This is a genomic window from Burkholderia sp. Bp8998, assembly GCF_003854235.1.
Lineage (GTDB): Bacteria > Pseudomonadota > Gammaproteobacteria > Burkholderiales > Burkholderiaceae > Burkholderia.
This window is the reverse complement of the sequence record NZ_QTQF01000001.1, coordinates 395471-416134: the sequence shown is the minus strand read 5'-3', so window position 1 is coordinate 416134 and position 20664 is coordinate 395471. Positions and strand designations below refer to the sequence as shown.

Below are 20664 nucleotides of genomic sequence, written 5' to 3'. Positions count from 1 at the left end.
AGGTTCACTGGAGACTCATCATGAAGCCGCTCATTCTCGTCGCCGCTGCCGCCGTGTTTGCTGGCACGTTTGCCGCTGCCGGCGCCGCTCACGCCGCCGGCGGCACGCCCGACGCCGACGCGCAGGCCCGGGCCGAGGCCAACGAAGCCGCCGGCCTGCCCGATCTCCGCAAGATCAACCGGCCGGCCGCCGAAGTCACGTCGAAAGTCGACTTCGCCGACATCCGCCGCACGCCGAGCTTCCATGAAAAGAGCAAGAACGGCACCGAGGTCACCGAGTATCGCGATCGCGGCAAGCCGGTCGAGATCGACGTGAAGTCGAACTTCGGCACGCGCTACCAGATGAGCTCGACGCTCGACACGTCGCCGAAGCCGCACGACGCGGGCGTCCCGATCACGCGCCTGCCGTCGGTCAACCTGCGCTACTGATTTCCCGCCACGCCGCATCGTTGCCGACGCGGCGCGCCGGCTCTCCCTTCACCCCCTGTCGCGCCGCACGCCACGCGCGTGCCGACAACTGACCAGACGCATCTCGCATGGCCGTTTTCACCGCTGTTTCCGACTCCGATCTCGCGCAATGGATGCGCCACTACGAATTGGGCGACGTGCTGGCGTTCCGCGGCATTCCGTCCGGCATCGAAAACAGCAACTTCTTCCTGACGACGACGCGCGGCGAGTACGTCCTGACGATCTTCGAAAAGCTGACGGCGGAACAGCTGCCGTTCTACCTGGATCTGATGCGCCATCTGGCGAGCCACGGCGTGCCGGTGCCGGATCCGATCCCGCGCGACGACGGCGCGCTGTTCGGCGAACTGCTCGGCAAGCCGGCGGCGATCGTCACGAAGCTCGACGGCGCCGCCGAACTCGCGCCGGGGGTCGAACACTGCATCGAGGTCGGGCAGATGCTCGCGCGCCTGCACCTCGCGGGGCGCGACTATGCGCGCCACCAGCCGAACCTGCGCAGCCTGCCGTGGTGGCAGGAGAACGTGCCGGCGATCGTCCCGTTCATTTCCGACGCGCAGCGCGCGCTGCTCGAGGACGAGCTCGCGCACCAGGCCGCGTTCTTCGCGTCCGACGACTACGCGGCGCTGCCGAGCGGCCCGTGCCACTGCGACCTGTTCCGCGACAACGTGCTGTTCGCGCACGCGGCGCCCGGCACTGGTCATGACGTACGGCTCGGCGGCTTCTTCGATTTCTATTTCGCGGGCTGCGACAAATGGCTGTTCGACGTCGCGGTGACCGTCAACGACTGGTGCGTCGACCTCGCGACGGGCGTACTCGACGTCGCGCGCGCGGACGCGCTGGTGCGCGCGTACCAGACGGTCCGGCCGTTCACGGCCGAGGAGCGCCGTCACTGGAACGACATGCTGCGCGCGGGCGCGTACCGCTTCTGGGTGTCGCGCCTGTACGACTTCTACCTGCCGCGCGCCGCCGAGATGCTGAAGCCGCACGACCCCGGTCATTTCGAACGCATCCTGCGTGAGCGTATCGCCCACACGCCCGCGCTTCCCGAGACCCATACCGCATGCAACTGATCGAAGTCCCCGCGAAAGCGGGCTATGTCTGGTTCCGTCAAGGCATCTGGCTGTTCCGCCGGAACCCGCTCGCGTTCATCACGCTGTTTTTCACGTACCTCCTGGCAATCACGCTGGTGTCGATGGTGCCGGTAGTCGGCGCGGCACTGCCGCTGCTGTTCATCCCCGGCATCGCCGTCGGCTTCATGGCCGCGTGCCGCGACACGGTGGCCGGCAAGCCGGTGATGCCGACGATCCTCATCGACGGCTTCCGCTCGTACGGCTCCGCGACGACGCAGCGACTGCTCGTGCTCGGCGTGGTCTATGTCGCGCTGATGGTGCTGGTGTTCGCCGCGTCGTCCATCATGGACGGCGGCGGGTTGCTCCAGATGATGCTGGGTGCGACGAACGACGCGAGCCCGACGCCGGAAGCGCTCGCCACGCAGGGCACGCTCGGCGCGCTGCTGCTGGCGACGCTGCTCTACGCGCCGGTTTCGATGCTGTTCTGGTTCGCGCCGGTGCTCACCGCGTGGCACGACATCCCGCCCGCCAAGGCGCTGTTCTTCAGCATCGTCAGCTGCTGGCGCAATCGCGGCGCATTCGTCGTGTACGGGCTGCTGTGGTTCGGCGTCGCGATCGGCACGTCGCTCGGCCTGTCGCTGCTGTTGCAGGCGCTCGGCGCCGGCGCCTATGTGCTGACGATCATGATGCCGGTGACGATCATCATCGTCACGATGATGTACTGCTCGTTCTACGCGACTTATCGCGGCTGCTTCGGTGTGCAGGAACCGGGCGCCGCGACGCCCACGACCGGCCGCTGACGCCGACTCGGCCGGCGCACGCCGCCGGCCGGCCACCCCCTTCCCCGCCAGCCCGGCGCCCGATCCGCCGCGCCCCTGTTCAATCGAATCTTTTGCGCGCAAAATAATTTGCGTGCAAATCGTTAGCGCGTCCGCCGCGCCACCCGAATCATGGACCGCCCGCCCCCACTGCCCCAGACGCTCGACGAGCAACTGTGCTTCGCGCTCTACTCGACTTCGCATGCAATGACGAAGGCGTACAAGCCGCTGCTCGACAAGCTGTCGCTGACCTATCCCCAATACCTGGCGATGCTCGTGCTGTGGGAGCGCGACGACATCGCGGTGAAGGACATCGCCGCCCGCCTCGACCTCGACCCGGCCACTGTCACGCCGTTGCTGAAGCGGCTCGAGGCGCTCGGCTACGTCGAACGCGCGCGCAGCGCGACCGACGAGCGCGTCGTGAACGTGCGCGTGACGGCGGAAGGCCGCGCGCTGAAGGACAAGGCGCGCTCGGTACCCGCCGATCTTTTCTGCGCGATGCAGCAAACACCCGAGTTCCTGGTCAGGTTGCGCGCGGATCTCCAGCAGTTGCGCAACGCGCTGTCGGCCGCTAACGAAGGCTGACAAACCCGCGATCGCAAACGGGCCCGGCACACTGTCGGGCCTTTTCTTCAAAATTTCATTTGCACACAAATTATTTGTGTTCTATATTTCATTCGTGGCCGGCGACACCCCGTCCGACCGGACCGCTTCCTCCCATTCTTCCGACAGGAGCTGCACCATGAACATTCTGTACAAGACCAGCGCCACGAGCACGGGCGGCCGCGACGGCCGCGCGGTATCCGCCGACAACAAGCTGGAAGTGAAGCTGGCCGCGCCGCGTGAGCTCGGCGGCACGGGCGCGGAAGGTACGAACCCGGAGCAGCTGTTCGCCGCAGGTTACTCGGCCTGTTTCCTGAGCGCGATGAAATTCGTCGCCGGCCAGAACAAGCAGGCGCTGCCGGCCGACACGCAGGTGACCGCGGAAGTGGGCATCGGCCCGAACGACGCAGGCGGCTTCGGGCTCGACATCGAACTGCGCGTGTCGCTGCCGGGGCTCGACAAGGCCGATGCACAGGCGCTGGTCGACAAGGCGCACCACGTGTGCCCGTACTCGAACGCGACCCGCAACAACGTGCCGGTGCGCCTGACGGTCGTCTGACGCGACGCGCGGCGCCCGCGCGGCGCCGAATGCAAAAAGGGCGTGTGCGGCTGCTTGCCGCACACGCCCTTTTGCGTGATTCGCCGGACCGGCTGATGCGCCGGCCCGCGCGCTGCGCTGTTTAGCGCGAGCCGAACGAGAACGGACGGTTCATCGCCGCTTCGCGATCGATCTTGCGCATGCGGAATTCGAGATCGTAGATGTCGGTCGCTTCGGACAGGTACGCATCGGCGCGCTCTTTCGCGGCCTTTTCAGCGTTCTTGGTCAGCATCAGGAAGAGGTGGCTCAGCAGGTACATGTTCGATCTCGCAATCCAAAGGTTCTTTGACTAGGGTTTTCCCTAATTATAGGGAAAACCCCAGGCTTTGGCCACCGTTGATCAGACGGTGCGTCGTTCGGCCGCCACAGTGCGACGATTCTCTTCGAAAAAGGACCAGATCATCGCGCTCGCGTCGGGGCCGATGGCCGCATGAAACGGCACTGCTTCGTCACCGCCCGCCCACGCATGAGCGAGCCCTTTCACGTGACAGAGCCGCACGACCGACTCGCCGTCGCGGCGGACGTCGGTGATCTGCGCGCCTGCCTCGCGCGTCTCCACGCGCTCGCCGCCGCGCAGTGCGCCACGGCTGTCCGCGAGCCCGTTCAGGCGCATGAACTGCACCGTCAGCTGGTCCGCATTCTTCGGCGCGACGACATGGTCGCCGTCGCCCTGCACGATCAGCGCGGGCATGCCCGGATACGCACCGGCGTCGACCAGCGTGTCGACCACCGCGGCCGGGTTCTGCCGCAGGCCGCGGCGCATCACGTCCATCGCACTGATCCCGGAATTCGCCTCGCCGAGCGCGGGGCCCGAGTGCAGCGCCACCGCCGCGAAGCGGTCCGGATGATGCAGCGCGAGCAGCGCCGCCAGGCCCGCGCCGGCCGACAGCCCGGCGACGTAGACGCGTGATGCGTCGAAGCCGTGCTCGTCGACGAGCGCATCGACGAGCGACGCGACCGTATCCGCCTCGCCGCGGCCCGCGCGATCGGTGTCCTCATACCAGTGCCAGCAGCCATGCGCATGCGCGCGCAGCGACTGCTCGGGGTACAGCACCGCGAAGCCGTACTTGTCGGCCAGCAGGTTCATCCGGGTGCCCTGCGCGAACTCGTCGACCGATTGCTGGCAGCCGTGCAGCATCACCACGAGCGGTATCGCGCCGCGCCGGCGGCCGGGCGGGACGTACAGCCCGTAGGCGAGCTGCTGGACCAGGCGGCCGAGCGCGGCCGCCATCGGATGCTCGCCGCGCGTCCACTCTCCAGCCGCCCATGCAGCCGCACGCGGCCGCACGCGCGACTCGCGCGGCGGGGACAGATCGGTTGCGGCGGGCAACGCAGCAGCCTCGAGCGTGTCGCGCGCGATCCGCTGGGCATCGCGCGCCGCACGTTTGGCGGCCGGGGACAGCATGCGTTTCATGCCGCCCAGCCATACCTTCGTCAGACTTTTGGTCATCGATCAGGCTCGCAGTCAGGAAAAATAGGGGTCAACATTGGGTGCATCGTTCGACTTTGTGCAATGCACCATAACATTGTTTCTGGGATTTTTCCTGCACGCGGATAGTTCCCCGCGGGGCAAAAATGGGCCTCGAGCACACGCGGCGCTATACTGGGATTTAGCCGCTTGTATCCGTTGTAGTCGTTCTTTCCGGCTCGCGCGTTGATTTAAGCATTCGTCCCGCCTCTGCTCGTTCCCCTCCCGATGTTCGACCTGTCCTCTCACCTGTGGATCACGATCACCGCGTTCGGTGGCGCCGGCCTGACGTTGCCGCTCGCGGTCACGATCGCCGTGTGGCTGGCGCTCGGCTACTCGTGGCAGCGCGCGGCCGCGTGGCTCGGGGTGCTCGCGGGCGCGATCGGGGTCGTCGCGCTGACGAAGATCGCGTTCCTCGGCTGGGGCATCGGCATCCGCGCGTGGGACTTCACGGGATTCAGCGGTCACGCGATGCTGTCGACGTCGGTCTATCCCGTCGCGATCTTCCTCGCGCTGATCCGCACGCGCATGCCGGTGCGAATCGCCGGCATCGCGCTCGGGCTCGCGGCCGGCATCGCGGTCGGCGTGTCGCGCGTTGCGCTCGACGCGCATTCGCCGTCGGAATCGATCACCGGCTGCATCGTCGGCGCGATCGCCGCACTGGCGTTCATCGCCGGCTCGTGGCACGCGGTGCCGCACCGCTGGTCGGTGCCGGCGGTCGTCGTGAGCCTCGCGCTCGTCACCGTCGCACTGCATGGCATCACGGTGCCGTCGCACCGCTGGGTCACCAAGGTCGCGCTGGAGCTGTCGGGGCACGAGCGGCCGTTCGTCCGCGCCCGCTGGAAAGCCAATCCGAACTACCGGCCGGCATCGCAGCCGTCGTCGCTGCACCGCACCGGCTCGCCGCCGACGTTGCTGCACGCGTGACGGGCCGCGCTCACGTCATTCCCGTCACCGTTCAAGTCTGACGATTTCATGTGCGCCATCGCATGAACGGTATGTCGAGCGTTATAACCAGCCCTATATTACGATTACAGCTTTCAGCCATTCAAACGACCCGACCATGCGCTCGACCGTCCGCCCGCTTCGCCGCACCCTGCTCCGCCTGCTGCCGCTCGCCGCGCTTGCCGCGGGCATCGCGTTCAGCGCACCGGCTTCCGCCGCCGACGAACTGGTCGTGTCGGCGGCCGCGAGCCTGACGAATGCGTTCAAGGCCGTCGGCGATGCGTATCAGAAGCAGCATCCGGGCACCAAGGTGCTGTTCAACTTCGGCGCGTCCGACGTGCTGATGCAGCAGATCGCCAAGGGCGCGCCGGCCGACGTGTTTGCATCGGCCGACCAGAAGGCGATGGATCGCGCGGTCAGCGAAAAGGTCGTCGTGCCCGGCACGCGCCGCGATTTCGCGGCGAACTCGCTCGTGCTGATCGTGCCGGCCGACAGCCACGCCGCCGCGCCGACATCGCTGAGCGACCTGACGGCGCCCGGCGTGAAGCGCATCGCGTACGGCGACCCGGCGTCGGTACCGGTCGGCCGCTACACCGAAGGCGCACTGCGTGCGGCAGGCGTGTGGGATGCCGTCAGCGCGAAGGGCGTGCTGGCCGCCAACGTCCGCCAGAGCCTCGATTACGTCGCGCGCGGCGAGGTCGACGCGGGCTTCGTGTTCGGCACCGACGCGGCGATCATGCCGGGCCGCGTGAAGGTCGCGCTGACCGTGCCGACGCAGACGGCCATCACCTATCCGATCGCCGTGGTCAAGGACAGCCGCCATGCCGCGCAGGCGCAGTCGTTCATCGACTTCGTCGCGTCGCCGCAGGGCCAGGCCGTGCTGGCGACGTTCGGCTTCAAGCCCGCGGGCAAGTGAGCGCAGCATGATGCAGGACGCCTGGGTACCGCTGCTGTTGTCGCTGAAGGTCGCCGGCTGGGCGACAGCGCTCGACATCGTGCTCGGCGTGGCCGCCGCGTTCGCGCTCGCGCGCTGGCGCTCGCCGATGCGCGACGTGGTCGACTCGCTGCTGACGCTGCCGCTCGTGCTGCCGCCGACGGTGCTCGGTTATTACCTGCTCGTGCTGCTCGGCCGGCGCGGCGTGTTCGGCGCATGGCTCGACACGCTCGGCATCGAACTCGTCTTCACGTGGCAGGGCGCGGTGATCGCGTCGATGGTCGTCGCGTTCCCGCTGATCCTGAAATCGGCGCGCGCCGCGTTCGAAAGCGTCGATCCGCAACTCGAGCGCGCGGCACGCACACTCGGGCTCGGCGAAGCCTCGGTGTTCTTCCGCGTGACGCTGCCGCTCGCCACGCGCGGCATCCTGGCCGGCGCGTTGCTCGCCTTCGCACGCGCGCTCGGCGAATTCGGCGCGACGCTGATGATCGCCGGCAACCTGCCCGGCCGCACGCAGACGCTGTCGGTCGCGATCTATGCGGCGGTGCAGGCCGGTGACGACAGCACGGCCAACTTCCTCGTGCTGGTGACGTCGATCACCTGCGTGCTCGTGCTGCTCGCGACCGGCTGGCTCGTGCCGTCGCGTGCCGGACGGAGCCAGCTGACATGACGCGCCGGCCGCATCCGTACCGCTGCGCCTCATGGGTCGCGGCAGAACGCCTTCCCGTCGCGAGGGCGGTTTCCCGCACGTGCGGCGCGGCACGACGGAGGCCCGCATGAGCGTCGCCGTCGATATCCGCAAAACCTACGCGAACGCCGAACGCCGCTTCACGCTCGACGTGTCGTTCACGGCCAACACGCAGCGCGTCGTGCTGTTCGGGCCGTCCGGCGCGGGCAAGAGCATGACGCTGCAGGCCATCGCCGGCTTGCTGTCGCCCGACGAAGGCACGATCACGCTGAACGGCGAAACGCTGTTCGATTCCGCGCGCGGCATCGACGTGCCGACCCGTGCGCGCCGCGTCGCGTACCTGTTCCAGGACTATGCGCTGTTTCCGCACCTGAACGTGCGCCAGAACATCGCGTTCGGGCTCACGCCCGGCCTGCGCAACCCGCGTGCGAAGTCGGTGCCGCCTGAAGTCGCGTACTGGCTGCAGGCGTTCGAACTCGACACGCTCGCCGGGCAATTCCCGTCGCAGTTGTCGGGCGGACAGAAGCAGCGCGTCGCGCTTGCCCGCGCGCTGGTCGCGCAGCCGCACATCCTGCTGCTCGACGAGCCGTTCGCGGCGCTCGACGGCGCGATGCGCCAGCGCATGCGCCACGAGCTCGTCGCACTACAGGCGCGGCTCGATATCCCGATGGTGCTCATCTCGCACGACCCCGACGACGTCGCCGCGTTCGGCGACCAGGTCGTGCAACTGAGCGAAGGACGCGTGCAGGCCGGAACGCCGCACGCCGAGTGGCCGACGCGCGTCACGTGATCGCACGAAGGCGGCGGCCCTCGCGGCCACATTGGAACCTGAGAGAAGCCGCACGGGCGGCACAAGCGGGAACAAGCTGAAAAGGGGATCGAAGCCGGCGCCTGGTGCACGCTGGGCGGCGCCGGTTTCGCCTGGTCCCCCCACGATCATCGACAGAAACGGCGTGCGGCGCCGTCGCACGCGGTCAGCCCGTCACCGCGAGAATCACGCTCGATGCCTTGAACAACGCGATCGCACGCCGGCCGGCGTCGAGTCGCAACGCGCCGACGCTGCCGTTCGTGACCACGGCCGTGAGCGTCCCGCCACCGTCGAGCGCCAGCGTCACCTCGCTGTTCACGGCGCCCGCCGCGACGGTGTCGACCGTCCCGTGCAACTGGTTGCGTGCGGAGACCTTCAAAGGCGCTTCGGCTCCGCCGTCATCGTCCATCGCCAGCACGACCCACGACGCCTTCACGAGCGCGCACGCATCCATGCCGGGCTGCAGGCCGAGCGCGTCGGCGCTTTCGTGCGTCAGCACCGCGACGATCGCCTGCCCGCCGGGCAGCACGAGCGTCACCTCGTCGTTCACCGTGCCGCGCACGATCGACTCGACCTTGCCGAACAACTGGTTGCGCGCGCTCGTCTTCATCCCGATCCGGCCGATCAGTGCCCAGTCGACGTCGAAGCCGGACACCGCCGCACTCGCGGCGTCGATGAAGCGGCGATGCTCGCGCTCGATCGTGCGAAACGCGGCGATCAGCGACGTCGCGCGCGGCGTCAGCGTCGTGCCGCCGCCGCCCTTGCCGCCCGTCGCGCGCGTGACGAGCGGCTCGCCGGCCAGGTTGTTCATCGTATCGATCGCGTCCCACGCGGCCTTGTAGCTGAGGCCGACGGCCTTCGCCGCGCGCGTGATCGAACCGGTGTCGCCGATCGCCGCGAGCAGCGCGATGCGGGTGGCGCCGCCGAGCGTCTGCTGGCCCGCGCGCAGCCACAGTTCGCCGCCCAGTTCGAGCGGCCCGGCGGAGGAGGAAGGAGGCGACGCATCGCTCATCGGTCTGTCCGAAGGAAACGGGTGGCCATTATAGTGAGCCCGCGCCGCTCAACGCGGCTTGCCGTCGAGCTTCGGCGGGCGCAGGCTCGCGAGCAGCACCTCGGCGTCGCGCGCCGCGCGTTGCTCGAGCGCGGCACCGTAGCCGCGCACGAAGCCGAGCTGATACGCGGGCGCCGCCAGTTGCTCGAGATGGTGCAGAGCGACCATCGTGTCGTTCGCCTCGCCGAGCACGCTCTGCACGCGCGCGAGCGTCTTGACCGTTTCGTTGCGGGTGCGGCGCGATGCCAGCGACGCGAAGAATTCGAGCGCATAGCGCAGCCGCTTCGCATCGATCCGCACCTGGTGCCGGGCGACCGTATCGAGCGACGTGAGCGACGGCGATGCATACAGGTGACCGAACAGCCGCCGCACGCGCTTGGTTGCGTGACGCCGCAGCGACGGCGTGTCGTCGCCGGCGGCCGGCGGCAGCGCGAGCGCGCTCAGCCATTCGAGCCAGCCGAGCGTCAGGCGTGCATAGCGCGCCGAATGCAGTGCCTGGCGCAGTTCGACGCGCGCCGCCATCGCCTGGACGCGCGCGGCGTCGAGCGTGCCGTCCCAGTCGGCGCTACCGCCATCGGCCGAGATCAGCGCGGGCAGGCTTTCGGTCGAGAACACGTCCCAGTCGCGCACCGTGCCGAGCAGCGCGGCGAGCCAGCGCAAATCGACGCCGAAGGTGCTCTGCCATTGCTCGTCCGCGAAGCGCGGAAAGAAGCGCATCAGTGTGCGCAGCCGGCGCAGCGCGACGCGCATCTGGTGCACGAATTCGGGATCGTCGCGATCGAGCACGCCGCCTTCGTTGCCGAGCCATTGCGCGGCGATGTCGCCGGACAGCGCGAACAGCGCGGCCCGCTGCGTGCGGACGCCGGTCAGGTCGACGAGTTGCGCCTTGACCGGGCCGGCGACGGCGGGCTCGCCCGCGCACGCGCGATCGATCACGCTGGTCAGCTGCACGAACGCGGGCCATGCGCCGCTGAGCTCGCGCGCGGCGGCGAACAGCGCGCGCAGCGCGGCCGTGCGTGCGGCGACGGTTTCCCAGTCGGGCGCCGCGAGGCGCAGCTCGACGTGGCGGCACGCGGGCTCGGCGCCGCGGTGCAGCGTCACGTCGTCGAGCGTCATCTCGACCACCACGCCGCTGTCGTCCGCCCATCGCCCGCGCCGCCGCTCGCTGACGAGCCGCAGCGGCGCCGGTCCGGTGGATGCGGCGACTGCCGCCTCGTCAGCGGTGTTGGCCGGCACGCGGTCGCCCTCGCCTGTCGCGCCCGCCGATTCCGCATCGGCGATCGGCGCCGACGCGGGCGTGGCCACGGCGATGCCCGCGTGTTCGGCATCGAACAGTTCGCGCGCCACGACGCCGGGCGCGAATACCTTCGTGCGCGACGCGACGACGCGCCGCCCCTGCGCGTTCGACTCGATCCACGTCCACCAGCACTCGCCGGGGCTCGGCTCGGCCTCCTCGACCTGGCACGGCTCGATCGTCACGCGCTCCTGGCCGCGCCGCATCCGCACCTGCGAACAGATCCGCCACGCGCGGACAAGTTCGGCGCCGAAGTCACGCTGCTCACCGCGGGCCCGGCTTCCCGCCTTGACCGGCCAACCTTCCAGCGACAGGCACAACACGATTTCCAGCACACGCGACATGGAGGCTCCTGCACATGAAGAATCGCCGGCGCATCCTCCGTGCCGGCGTCGCCCGTGAAGCAGCTTCCATAGTACACGCCGCACAAACGCGCGGGCGACGGTCTGGCCCTGTCGCCCCGCCGCGCGTCAAATGACGTATTGCGCGATGCCGTTGCCGAACGACCAGTCCTCCTTCAGCACTTCGACGAGACTGATGAAGACGTCCTGCGGCCGCACGCCGGGCTGCCGCGCGAGGTTCTCGGCGATGGTCCGGTACAGCGCCTGCTTCTGCTCGAGCGTGCGCGTGTTGTTCGCCGTGATCTGGACCATCACGAGATCGTCGCTGCGTTCGATGTCGAGGTAGTGGCGGCCGAAGAAGAAGTTCTCGGCCGAATGCTCGGTCACGACCATGAAGATGTCGTCCTCGGGCACGTTGAACGTGTGCATCAGCGCGCGATGCACGCCGTCGACGAGCGCCGCACGGTAGGCGGCCGGTTTGCCTTCGCGCACCGCGATACGGGTGAATGGCATGGTCCTGCTCCTTTCGGTGACGTTGAGAATCGGAAACGCAACGTCAGGTTAGGCGCGCAGAACTATAATTAACAGTCATTGATCAATATTTCATTCATTTGCATCTGAAATGAAAGTTCTCGACCTCGATGCGGTGCGCGCGTTCGTGCTGGTCGCCGATCTCGCGAGCTTCACGCGCGCCGCCGACGCGCTCGGCACCACGCAATCGGCCGTCAGCCTGAAGCTGAAGCGGCTCGAAGCACACCTCGGCAAGCCGCTGCTCGCGCGCACGCCGCGCGTCGTCAAGCTGGCCGCGGACGGCGAAAATTTCCTGCCGGCCGCCCGCGCGCTGCTCGACGCGCACGACCAGGCGCTCGGCGCGATTTCGGCCGGCACGCACCGCCTGTCGGTCGGCGTCAGCGAGCACGTCGCGGTGCCCGACCTGCCCGCCGTGCTGACGAGCCTGCACCGGCAGGATCCCGGGCTGTCGCTGGAAATGCATCTGGGGATGTCGGCGAACCTGCTCGCGCAATACGACGAACGGCGGCTCGACGCGGCGATCGTGCGGCACGAACCGGGCGAGGATCCGCCGCGCGACGACGGCACGCTGCTGTTTACCGAACCGCTCGCATGGCTCGCGGCACCGGACTGGGCGCCGCGCGCGGGCGAACCGCTGCCGCTCGCGGTGCTGGCCGGGCCGTGCGGCGTGCGGGCCGCCGCGCTGCGCGCGCTCGAGCATGCGGGACGGCCGTGGCGCGAGCGCTTCACGGGCGGCGGCGTTGCGGCGGTCACGGCCGCCGCCGCGGCCGGGCTGGCGGTTTGTCCGCTGGCCCGGCGCGTCGCACCACGCACGCTGGTCGACGTCGGCGCGAAATTCGGCTTGCCGCCGCTGCCGCAGTCGCAGGTCGTGCTCTATTCACGCGTGCGCGACGCCCGCGCGGCGGCCGCACTGCGTAGGTTTTCCGACAGCATTGCAATCTCGGCGTAAACTAGGCGGTTTCGCCGCCCGCAATCTCCTGAAGAATTCCGATGAAGCCCGAAGCCCGCAAGCACCTCCGTGCCAACCTGCTGATGCTCGCCGCCGCCGCGATCTGGGGCTCGGCATTCGTCGCGCAACGTCTGAGCCTCGACGTGATCGGGCCGTTCCTGTTTACGGGGCTGCGCTTCCTGCTCGGCGCACTGGTGCTGATCCCGCTGCTGACGTTCAAAGCGGCGTCGCGCGCGCAGTTCGCGGCGATTCGCCGTGAGCCGGCATTGCTGGTGCCGGGCCTCGCGCTCGGCGGCCTGCTTGCCGTATCGATCTCGCTGCAGCAGGTCGGCCTGCAGTACACGCGGGTCGCGAACGCGGGCTTCATCAGCTCGCTTTACGTCGTGATCGTGCCGCTGATGGGCGTGTTCGTCCGCCACCGGATCGGCACCGGCACGTGGTTCGGCGCGCTGCTCGCGGCGATCGGCCTGTACTTCCTCAGCATCGACGAGCATTTCTCGGTGCTCTACGGCGACTGGTTCCAGCTCGCGGGCGCCGTGATCATCGCCGCGCACGTGATGGCCGTCGGCCATTTCGCGAAGCGGCACGATCCGCTCGTGCTCGCGTTCCTGCAGTTCGTCACGTGCGGCGCGCTGTGTCTCGCGGCCGGCCTCGCGATCGAGCCGGCCAGCGTCGCGATGCTGAAGAGCGCGCTGCCGACGCTGCTGTACGGCGGGCTGCTGTCGGTCGGCGTCGGCTATACGCTGCAGGTCGTCGCGCAGCGCGATGCGGCGCCCGCGCACGCGGCCGTGATCTTCAGCATGGAAGGCGTGTTCGCGGCCATCGCGGGCTGGGCCGCGCTCGGCGAGACGCTGACGCTGCGCGCGCTGGTCGGCTGCGCGCTGATGCTGGCCGGCCTGCTCGCCTGCCAGCTGCTGCCGAACGGCGACACCCGGAAAAAGGACGAGGACGCGCTGCCGGCGTGACGCGCGCGATCCCTATAATGGCGGTTCGCGTATTTTTCATGCCAACCGCTTCCGACAGGCCAGCTCCGTGACGTCCACTCCCGTCGATCCCGCCGCCGACCTGCTGCGCGAACGCGCAGCGCACTATGCCGCCGAGGCCGCGCTGTTCCTGCGCGACCAGGCGCTGTCCACGGCATCGCACGACCTGCGCAGCCCGCTGAACGCAATGCACAGCTGGGCATACGTGCTCGAGCGCCAGCTCGCCAGCGCCGACCCGAACCTGCAACGCGCGCTCGCGGGCATCCGCGCGGGGATCGACCAGCAGGTCGCGCTGATCGACGACGTGCTCGACGCGCCGCGCGCGGCGACGCGCACCCTCGCGATCACCGCGCGGCCGTTCGCGCTGCGCCCGCTGCTCGACGACACGCTCGCACTGGCGCGCTTCGCGCTCGCCGACGCCCGGCAGGTCACCGTCGACGCGACGCTGCCCGACGGCGCGCCGTCGCTGACCGCCGACCGCGAGCGCATCGCGCAGGCGCTCTGGACGATGCTGACGACCGCCATCGAAGCCAGCGCCGCCGGCAGCCGCGTGACGTTCGCCTGCACGCGCGACGGGGCGCAGTGCGTCGCGCATGTCACCTGCGACGTGAACGCCGACGCCCTCGCCGATCCGGCGCTGCCGCATGTATTCGAACCGTTCGCGCGCCGCGAGATGCTGCATCCGCGCGACGCGAAGCGCGTCGCATCGGCGCTCGCGCTGTGCCAGCGTGTCGCGCTCGCGCACGGCGGCAGCTTCACGCACACCCCGTTCGCCGACAGTACCGCCGTCACCCTCTCGCTCTCCGTGCCCTGCGAGGCGCCGGTGTAAGCAATCGGCCGCCCGACACATTACATTTTGCTTTCCGGCCCTATACTGATGGGCCTGTCATGACTGGAGCGATTCTTTGTTACAGATCTTCGCGCTCATCGGCGCGTTGTTCCTGGTGGCCCTGAACGGGTTTTTCGTCGCAGCCGAATTCGGCCTCGTCAAACTGCGCGCGACGCGCGTCAAGACGCTTGCCCGCAAGCACGGCCTGCGCGGGCGCATCCTCGCCATCGTGCATGGCCGGCTCGACGCGTATCTGTCCGCGTGCCAGCTCGGCATCACGCTCGCGTCGCTCGGCCTCGGCTGGGTCGGCGAGCCGGCGTTCGCGGAGCTGATCGGCCCGCTGCTCGACCTGATCGGCGTGCAATCCGAACGCATCGTGCATCTGATCTCGCTCGTATTCGCGTTCTCGCTGATCTCGTTCCTGCACATCGTGGTCGGCGAGCTCGCACCGAAATCGATGGCGATCCGCCAGTCGGAAAAGGTCGGCCTGTGGGTCGCGCTGCCGCTGTACGCGTTCTACTGGGCGATGTATCCGGCGATCTGGGTGCTCAACAGCAGCGCGAACGCGGTACTGAAGCTCGCGGGGCTGTCGGCCGACCACGGCGGCGATGCGCACTACTCGACCGACGAGCTGAAGCTGATCCTGCGCAGCCGCCGCAGCGCGGGCAACGCGGCCCAGCCGGCGCGCGGCGCATACACCAACGACGAGTGGAACACGCTCGCGCATTCGCTCGATTTCTCGTCGATGACGGTGTCGGACCTGATGCGGCCGGCGCATGAAATGATCGGCCTGCGCCGCGACCTGCCGCTGCCCGACAACATGGAAATCGTCGCGCGGCACCGCTTCAGCCGCTATCCGCTGTTCGAGGATGCGTCGCGTGAACAGGTGAGCGGGCTGATCCACCTGAAGGACCTGCTGCTCGCGCGTCACGCCGGTGCGGCGCTCGAGGACCTGTCCGACTATGTGCGCCCGGTGCAGTACGTGAAGCCCGACACGCCGGCGCTGGAACTGTTCCGCCGCTTCCGCAAGGGCGCGCCGCACTTCGCGCTGGTCGGCAACAAGGGCGCGAAGCCGATCGGCTTCCTGACGCTCGACAACCTGCTCGGTGCGCTGGTCGGCCAGATCCACGACGAGTTCCGTCAGGGCGACGCGGACTGGAGCCGCCTCGACGACGGCACGCTGATGGGCAAGGGCAGCCTGCCCGTCGTGTCGCTCGAGCAGGCGCTCGGCATCGACATCGACGAAGGGCGTGCGGAATCGGTCGGCGGCCTGGTGATCCAGGCATTGAGCGATCTGCCGACCGAAGGGCAGCGCGTGTCGTTCGATCGCTTCGACGTCGTCGTGAAGAAGATGAACGGTCCGCGCATCGTGCTGGTGCGCGTCTATCCGAAGATCGCGAAGGAGGCCGACGAATGACGGCCGCCGCTCGGCGCGCGCGATGAGCCCGGCGCTGCCGCGCTGCTGCGTGATCACGCCGGAGCCGGCGTCCGCGTCGGCCAATGATTGCCGCGTGTTTCTCGACCGGCTGTCGGCCGTGCTCGCGCGCGGCGAAACGCTCGTGCAGTTGCGCGTGAAGTCGTTCGACGCGACCGCGTTCGCGCGGCTGGCCGCCGATGCGCTCGCGCGCTGCGACGCGGCCGGCGCGCAACTGATGCTCAACGGGCCGATCGACGCGGCCGGCGTGATGCGACTCGACGGCGCGGGCTGGCACCTCGACGGCGCCGCGTTGCGCGCCGTCGCGCAACGGCCGCTGCCGGCCGCGCGCCGCGTGTCGGCCGCCTGCCATGCGGCCGACGATCTCATGCTGGCCGCGCGCGCGGGCGTGGATTTCGTCACGCTGTCGCCCGTGTTGCCGACGCTCAGCCATCCCGGCGCGCCGACGCTCGGCTGGACGCGATTCGCCGCGTTGGCCGCGCAGGCCGCGATGCCCGTCTATGCGCTCGGCGGCATGACGCGCGCGCATCTCGACGACGCGCGCCGCCACGGCGCGTACGGCGTCGCGGGCATTCGCAGCTTCTGGTAAGGGCGGCCGGGCGCGCCAGCGCCCGGCCTTGCGGGCATCACACGCGCGGATCGGGACGCATGGCGCGCCATGCACTGTCGTCGATCCGGCGCACGTCGTGGGTCAGCGCGTAATGGTTGACGTCACCCGTCAGCCATGCAACGAGCGAATACGGCGGCAACTCACCTTCATCGACCCGGTCGCGTGCGCGTGCCGGCGTCTCGAACACGACCTGCCCTCTCGGCGCCTCGAACGGCACCGCGTCGGGCGACAGGTTCAGTGCGATCGTCAGCGTCTCGTCATCGGCGAGCCGCCATGACGCCAGCAGCGCATCGGCATCGCCGTCACCGCTCGCCTTCAGCGTATGCGCGTCCTGCGGCCGGCAATCGGACAGCCGCGGCGCGATCAGCTTCGCGCGCACCGCGAGCGCCGACTGCACGAAATGCGCACGATCGACATCGCGCGCGGTTTCGTCGAAGATCAGCGGGATCTGCGGCGTGAGCAGCGACAGCGCAAGCGCCGCGAGGCCCGGGTCCGGCTCGCGGTCGCCATGCTCGCTCTCGTGCCATGCACCGTCAGACAGCACCAGCGACGTCAGCGACAGCCCTTCGGCGCATGGGCCGTCGCCCGCCGTGGCCGGCTGGAACGCCGCGCCGGCCGCAGTCAGCGCGCGCGCGAGCGTATGGATCGACTGGTGGGGCGAAATCCCTTCGTGAGCCGACGCGTCGCGCCCCGTCAGCCGATGCAGCGCGCGTTCTCCGCAACCGTTCCATTGCGCATCGAAATGCGTATCGGCCAGATGCACCGGATGACGCTCGCTGCCGAGCACGAGGTGGATCAGCCGGTCGGCCGGCACGGCCGCGCGCACGCGATCGGCGATCTCACGCAGCCACGACGTGCCGATCCGGTCGGCCTCGCGCAGCCGCAGACCGTCGCAACGGTATTCGTCGATCCAGTACAGCGCGTTGTCGCAGAAGAAGTCGCAGACTTCCGGATGGTCGAGCGCGAGCGGCGGCGCCTGCAGCGGATCGTCGCGCGTATGGAAGAACGGCACCGCGTAATGGCGCAGCGCGTCGGTACCACTGCCGAAGCGCGCGTAATCGAGTTCCAGCAGCACCGCGAGACCGTAGCCGTGCGCGTCGTCGATCAGCGCCTTCAGCGCGTCGGGGCCGCCCTCGGCCGCGAGCGGCGCGAACGGCAGGCTGTCGTGTGGCGACGCGAGCAACTCCAGCGCGGTCACGCCGAGACGCGCGAGCTGCGGCAACCGGCGGCGCACGCCGTCGAAGCCGCCCACCGCGTGCGGACGAATCGCGTAGAGCGCGATGTCTTCCCACGAGCGTCCGCGCCAGAACGTATTGCGCCACGTGAACGCGCGCGGATCGACGACCTCGCTCGGGCCGTTGAGCCCGTCCGGTTGCGAACGCGATGCGGGATCGGGAATCGACGCGACATCGTCGAGCCGGTAACGGTAACGCGCGCCCGCACCGCATTCGACGAACACTTCGAACCAGTGCGAACCGGCCGCCGTCATGGGGACGAGCGTCGGGCCGTTGCCGGTATCGAGTTCGAGCTGAACATGCGTGCTGCCCGGCGCCCACACGCGGAAATGCGTACGCGGCACCGTACCGAGCGCGCCGCAGGGCTGCGCGCCGAACGGCAGGCAGTGAATGTAGTGCTGCGCATACGGATCGTGCGGACAATCTGACATGATGCGCTCCTCGTGCGTGCCGAGCGGCATGGCCGCGCGATCCGCGCGGCGCATCGGGGCCCGGCATGCGACGGCCAGGCAAGGGGGGGGGAGAAAAGTATGCGCCGGTTTCATGATCACGACGCATCGAATCCTCACCTTTTTAAATGCGAATCGACCCCGGCAACGTTTGCGCGCGATGCGCGCCGAGTCGGGTAGTTCGCATACCGGAATGGCCGCTCGCCTTGTTGCGCCGCAGCCCCGCGCATACGCTCGGTGCGATGCGCGTGGACAACCCGTCCGCGCCCGAATTCGAGGAATCCGCCATGTCGCTCCCCACCAGCATCGCGAAGTTCGATCCGGCACGCGCGCACGAATACGCCGAACAATCCCGCATCGCGCTCGCCGGCTACGACGCGTGCCACGAGCTCGCCGCGTGCATGCTCGCGTCGGCGATCGGCGTGCCCGAGGCGCGACTCCTCGTCGTGGGGGCAGGCGGCACGGGGCAGGAAATCTGCGTGCCCGCCGCGCTCGAACCCGGCTGGCAGTTCACGGCCGTCGATCCGTCCGCGCCGATGCTCGCGCTCGCGCGTGCCAACGTCGAAGCGGCGGGTTTCGCCGCACGCACGCAATTCGTCGAGGCCGGCGTCGATGCTCTGCCCGATGCGCCGGCCTTCGACGGCGCGACGCTGATCGGCGTGCTGCATCACGTCCCCGGCGACACGGCGAAGGCCGCGCTGCTGGACGCGATCGCGCGCCGCCTGAAGCCCGGCGCACCGCTCGTGATCGCGGGCAACTATCGCCGCTACGCGGACCACCCTCGCCTGCTCGACGCATGGCGGCAGCGCTGGCGAATGAAGGGCGCGACGCCCGACGCCGTGCGTGCGCAGCTAGCGAAAATCCTGCAGGGCGCTGATCCGCCGGCGGCCGAGGAAGCCGTGTTCGCATTCCTGCACGATGCGGGCTTCGACGCGCCGCTGCGCTTTTTCTCGAGCCTGTTCTGGGGTGCGTGGATCGCGATGCGGAGCGGCGCGTGAGGGCGCGCGGCGGTCCGACCGAACCGCACACGTAATCCGCGTCAGCCCAGCAACCCTGCCGCGACGTTGATCGACAGCCCGAGCACGGCCATGTTGAAATAAAACGACAGGATCGATTGCGCGAGCACCGCGCGGCGCGCGGCGCGGTTCGCGAGCGACACGTCGGCCGTCTGCGATGCGACCGCGATCGTAAACGCGAAATACAGGAAATCCCAGTAGTCGGGCTCGGGGTTGCGGTCGGGGAATCGCAGTGCGCGATCGCTGCCCGGCGAGCCGTAATAGAGCCGCGCATAGTGCAGCGTGAAGATCGTCGGGATCAGGAACCATGCGCCGAACAGCGTCGCGCCCGTGACCGCGTAATGGCCGAGCCCGGCGCGAAAGCCGACGTTCTTCACGGTGGCGAGCTCGATCGCGATCGCGGCCACGCTCGCGACCGTCGCGATGCAGATGACCGTCAGCACGGTCGTCGCGTTCTCGTCCTCGCGGATCGCGATCTCGCGCACCTGGTGATGATGCGCGGTGACCATGCGCACCCACATCAGCACGAGATACAGCCAGACCGTGCAATCCCAGCCGACCAGCGCACGCGCGGTCAGCCTCAGCTGGAACGGCAGCAGCACCGCGCACAGCACGCCCGCGACGAAGGCGGCGACCATGCGCGGCCGGTTGCGTAAAACCTGCGGATAAAGCGTCATCGTGTGATTCCGAAAGCGGATGGAAAGGGTTCGGCCCGCGTGCGAACGGCCCGCGGCGTCGCGCCGGCGGGTACCGCCCCGATTATCGCCATTCCCGCATGACGTTGCGATGGGCGTCAGCGCCTAAGATATCGGGATGACTCCCGTCCTCTGCCACCATCCCGCGAACGCGGCCGGCCGTGACTTCGTGGTCGGCGATCTGCACGGCTGCGTGGATGTGCTGCGCGCGCTGCTGCACGACATCGGCTTCGACCCGGCTCGCGACCGGCTGTTCTCGGTCGGCGATCTCGTCGACCGCGGCCCCGCGTCCGAAACCGCGCTCGAGCTGCTCGACCGCCCGTGGTGCCATGTGGTGCGCGGCAATCACGAAGAAGTGCTGAGCCTCGTATCGCGCGGCAAGCTGTCGCCCGATGCGTGGCGCGGGATCGGCGGCGACTGGGGCGCCGATCTCCCGCCGGAACGGCTGCATGCGCATGCGGCGCGCGTCGACGCGCTGCCGCTCGTGCGCGTGATCGGCGACGGCCCCGCGCGCTTCAACGTGCTGCATGCGGAATTTTTTGGTCCGGACGCCGAACTCGACACGGGCAGCTATTCGCCCGACGTGCGCGAGCGGCTGATCTGGGGGCGCGACCTGGTCCAGGGGCTCGCCGACCCAGCCCGGCAGGCAGGCCTGTCGCTGACCTGCACCGGCCACACGCCCGTGCGCGTGCCGCAGCGCATCGGCGCGCAATGGTTCATCGACACCGGTGCGTTCGCGCCGTCCGGACGCCTGACGATCGTCGAACCGCGCACGGGCGACACGTGGTCGCTCAGCCAGGCCGACGCGCGCGCACGTCATGCGGGCGACCTGCCGCTGCCCTAGGCCTGT

General features: G+C 69.1%; 23 protein-coding genes. 16 read left to right on the top strand and 7 right to left on the bottom strand.

Translation table 11 applies throughout. The features are described 5' to 3' along the window. Positions 1–20: 20 nt before the first annotated feature. The 5 genes from DIE06_RS01930 to DIE06_RS01910 all read left to right on the top strand — a co-directional run bounded on the left by DIE06_RS01930 (position 21) and on the right by DIE06_RS01910 (position 3514). Positions 21–428: a hypothetical protein gene (locus DIE06_RS01930; RefSeq protein WP_124659911.1), complete on the top strand. Its 408-nt coding sequence runs from the start codon at positions 21–23 to the stop codon at positions 426–428. A 107-nt stretch (positions 429–535) separates the two neighbouring features. Further along, entirely contained in the window at positions 536–1534 is a 999-nt protein-coding gene (locus DIE06_RS01925; protein WP_124659910.1) for a homoserine kinase, read from the top strand. Continuing rightward, positions 1525–2334, top strand: a complete 810-nt coding sequence (locus DIE06_RS01920) for a BPSS1780 family membrane protein (protein ID WP_124659909.1) — start codon at positions 1525–1527, stop codon at positions 2332–2334. The genes DIE06_RS01925 and DIE06_RS01920 overlap by 10 nt, the downstream gene beginning before the upstream one ends. Before the next feature lie 150 nt (positions 2335–2484). After that, the gene (locus DIE06_RS01915) at positions 2485–2937 is read left to right on the top strand and encodes a MarR family winged helix-turn-helix transcriptional regulator (RefSeq protein WP_124659908.1); all 453 of its coding nucleotides are present in this window, start codon (positions 2485–2487) and stop codon (positions 2935–2937) included. Between the two features lie 157 nt (positions 2938–3094). Beyond that, positions 3095–3514: an organic hydroperoxide resistance protein gene (locus DIE06_RS01910; RefSeq protein ID WP_031399791.1), complete on the top strand. Its 420-nt coding sequence runs from the start codon at positions 3095–3097 to the stop codon at positions 3512–3514. A 121-nt stretch (positions 3515–3635) separates the two neighbouring features. Here the strand turns inward: DIE06_RS01910 and DIE06_RS01905 are convergent, their stop codons facing one another. Together DIE06_RS01905 and DIE06_RS01900 are read right to left on the bottom strand one after the other, a co-directional pair. After that, positions 3636–3812, bottom strand: a complete 177-nt coding sequence (locus DIE06_RS01905; RefSeq protein ID WP_006753395.1) for a DUF3563 family protein — start codon at positions 3810–3812, stop codon at positions 3636–3638. A gap of 81 nt (positions 3813–3893) precedes the next feature. Beyond that, a complete protein-coding gene (locus DIE06_RS01900) occupies positions 3894–5003 on the bottom strand; it encodes a PHB depolymerase family esterase (protein WP_124659907.1) in 1110 nt (369 codons plus the stop codon). 246 nt (positions 5004–5249) lie between these two features. Between DIE06_RS01900 and DIE06_RS01895 the strand changes: the two genes are divergently transcribed. The 4 genes from DIE06_RS01895 to DIE06_RS01880 all read left to right on the top strand — a co-directional run bounded on the left by DIE06_RS01895 (position 5250) and on the right by DIE06_RS01880 (position 8378). Next, positions 5250–5948, top strand: coding sequence for a phosphatase PAP2 family protein (locus DIE06_RS01895; protein WP_124659906.1), 699 nt, complete (start codon positions 5250–5252; stop codon positions 5946–5948). Positions 5949–6084: 136 nt separating this feature from the next. Continuing rightward, complete coding sequence (gene modA / locus DIE06_RS01890; protein ID WP_124659905.1) at positions 6085–6882, top strand: molybdate ABC transporter substrate-binding protein; 798 nt, start codon at positions 6085–6087, stop codon at positions 6880–6882. A 10-nt stretch (positions 6883–6892) separates the two neighbouring features. After that, on the top strand, positions 6893–7570 hold the full coding sequence (modB, locus tag DIE06_RS01885; protein ID WP_124660049.1) for a molybdate ABC transporter permease subunit: 678 nt from the start codon (positions 6893–6895) through the stop codon (positions 7568–7570). A 106-nt stretch (positions 7571–7676) separates the two neighbouring features. Beyond that, positions 7677–8378, top strand: a complete 702-nt coding sequence (locus DIE06_RS01880) for a sulfate/molybdate ABC transporter ATP-binding protein (RefSeq protein ID WP_124659904.1) — start codon at positions 7677–7679, stop codon at positions 8376–8378. 184 nt (positions 8379–8562) lie between these two features. Here DIE06_RS01880 and DIE06_RS01875 read toward each other — a convergent pair whose 3' ends face one another. From DIE06_RS01875 to DIE06_RS01865, 3 genes are all read right to left on the bottom strand, one after another. Beyond that, positions 8563–9408, bottom strand: coding sequence for a TOBE domain-containing protein (locus DIE06_RS01875; protein WP_124659903.1), 846 nt, complete (start codon positions 9406–9408; stop codon positions 8563–8565). 48 nt (positions 9409–9456) lie between these two features. Continuing rightward, on the bottom strand, positions 9457–11085 hold the full coding sequence (locus DIE06_RS01870) for a CHAD domain-containing protein (protein ID WP_124659902.1): 1629 nt from the start codon (positions 11083–11085) through the stop codon (positions 9457–9459). Positions 11086–11211: 126 nt separating this feature from the next. Beyond that, positions 11212–11595, bottom strand: coding sequence for a tautomerase family protein (locus tag DIE06_RS01865; protein WP_124659901.1), 384 nt, complete (start codon positions 11593–11595; stop codon positions 11212–11214). 109 nt (positions 11596–11704) lie between these two features. On the opposite strand from DIE06_RS01865, the gene DIE06_RS01860 reads away from it, so the two are divergent. The 5 genes from DIE06_RS01860 to DIE06_RS01840 all read left to right on the top strand — a co-directional run bounded on the left by DIE06_RS01860 (position 11705) and on the right by DIE06_RS01840 (position 16398). Then, positions 11705–12562: a LysR family transcriptional regulator gene (locus tag DIE06_RS01860; RefSeq protein WP_124659900.1), complete on the top strand. Its 858-nt coding sequence runs from the start codon at positions 11705–11707 to the stop codon at positions 12560–12562. A 41-nt stretch (positions 12563–12603) separates the two neighbouring features. Continuing rightward, the gene (locus tag DIE06_RS01855; protein WP_124659899.1) at positions 12604–13527 is read left to right on the top strand and encodes a DMT family transporter; all 924 of its coding nucleotides are present in this window, start codon (positions 12604–12606) and stop codon (positions 13525–13527) included. A gap of 67 nt (positions 13528–13594) precedes the next feature. Further along, entirely contained in the window at positions 13595–14374 is a 780-nt protein-coding gene (locus tag DIE06_RS01850) for a sensor histidine kinase KdpD (protein WP_124659898.1), read from the top strand. 76 nt (positions 14375–14450) lie between these two features. After that, positions 14451–15791, top strand: coding sequence for a hemolysin family protein (locus DIE06_RS01845; protein ID WP_124659897.1), 1341 nt, complete (start codon positions 14451–14453; stop codon positions 15789–15791). A 22-nt stretch (positions 15792–15813) separates the two neighbouring features. Further along, positions 15814–16398: a thiamine phosphate synthase gene (locus DIE06_RS01840; protein ID WP_124659896.1), complete on the top strand. Its 585-nt coding sequence runs from the start codon at positions 15814–15816 to the stop codon at positions 16396–16398. Between the two features lie 37 nt (positions 16399–16435). On the opposite strand, the gene DIE06_RS01835 is transcribed toward DIE06_RS01840, so the two are convergent. After that, on the bottom strand, positions 16436–18085 hold the full coding sequence (locus DIE06_RS01835) for a DUF3459 domain-containing protein (RefSeq protein ID WP_124659895.1): 1650 nt from the start codon (positions 18083–18085) through the stop codon (positions 16436–16438). A gap of 305 nt (positions 18086–18390) precedes the next feature. Between DIE06_RS01835 and DIE06_RS01830 the strand changes: the two genes are divergently transcribed. Continuing rightward, entirely contained in the window at positions 18391–19101 is a 711-nt protein-coding gene (locus DIE06_RS01830; RefSeq protein WP_124659894.1) for a class I SAM-dependent methyltransferase, read from the top strand. A gap of 41 nt (positions 19102–19142) precedes the next feature. Here the strand turns inward: DIE06_RS01830 and DIE06_RS01825 are convergent, their stop codons facing one another. After that, positions 19143–19796: a DUF1345 domain-containing protein gene (locus tag DIE06_RS01825; RefSeq protein WP_124659893.1), complete on the bottom strand. Its 654-nt coding sequence runs from the start codon at positions 19794–19796 to the stop codon at positions 19143–19145. 136 nt (positions 19797–19932) lie between these two features. Between DIE06_RS01825 and DIE06_RS01820 the strand changes: the two genes are divergently transcribed. Further along, complete coding sequence (locus DIE06_RS01820) at positions 19933–20658, top strand: metallophosphoesterase (protein WP_124659892.1); 726 nt, start codon at positions 19933–19935, stop codon at positions 20656–20658. Positions 20659–20664: the final 6 nt, after the last annotated feature.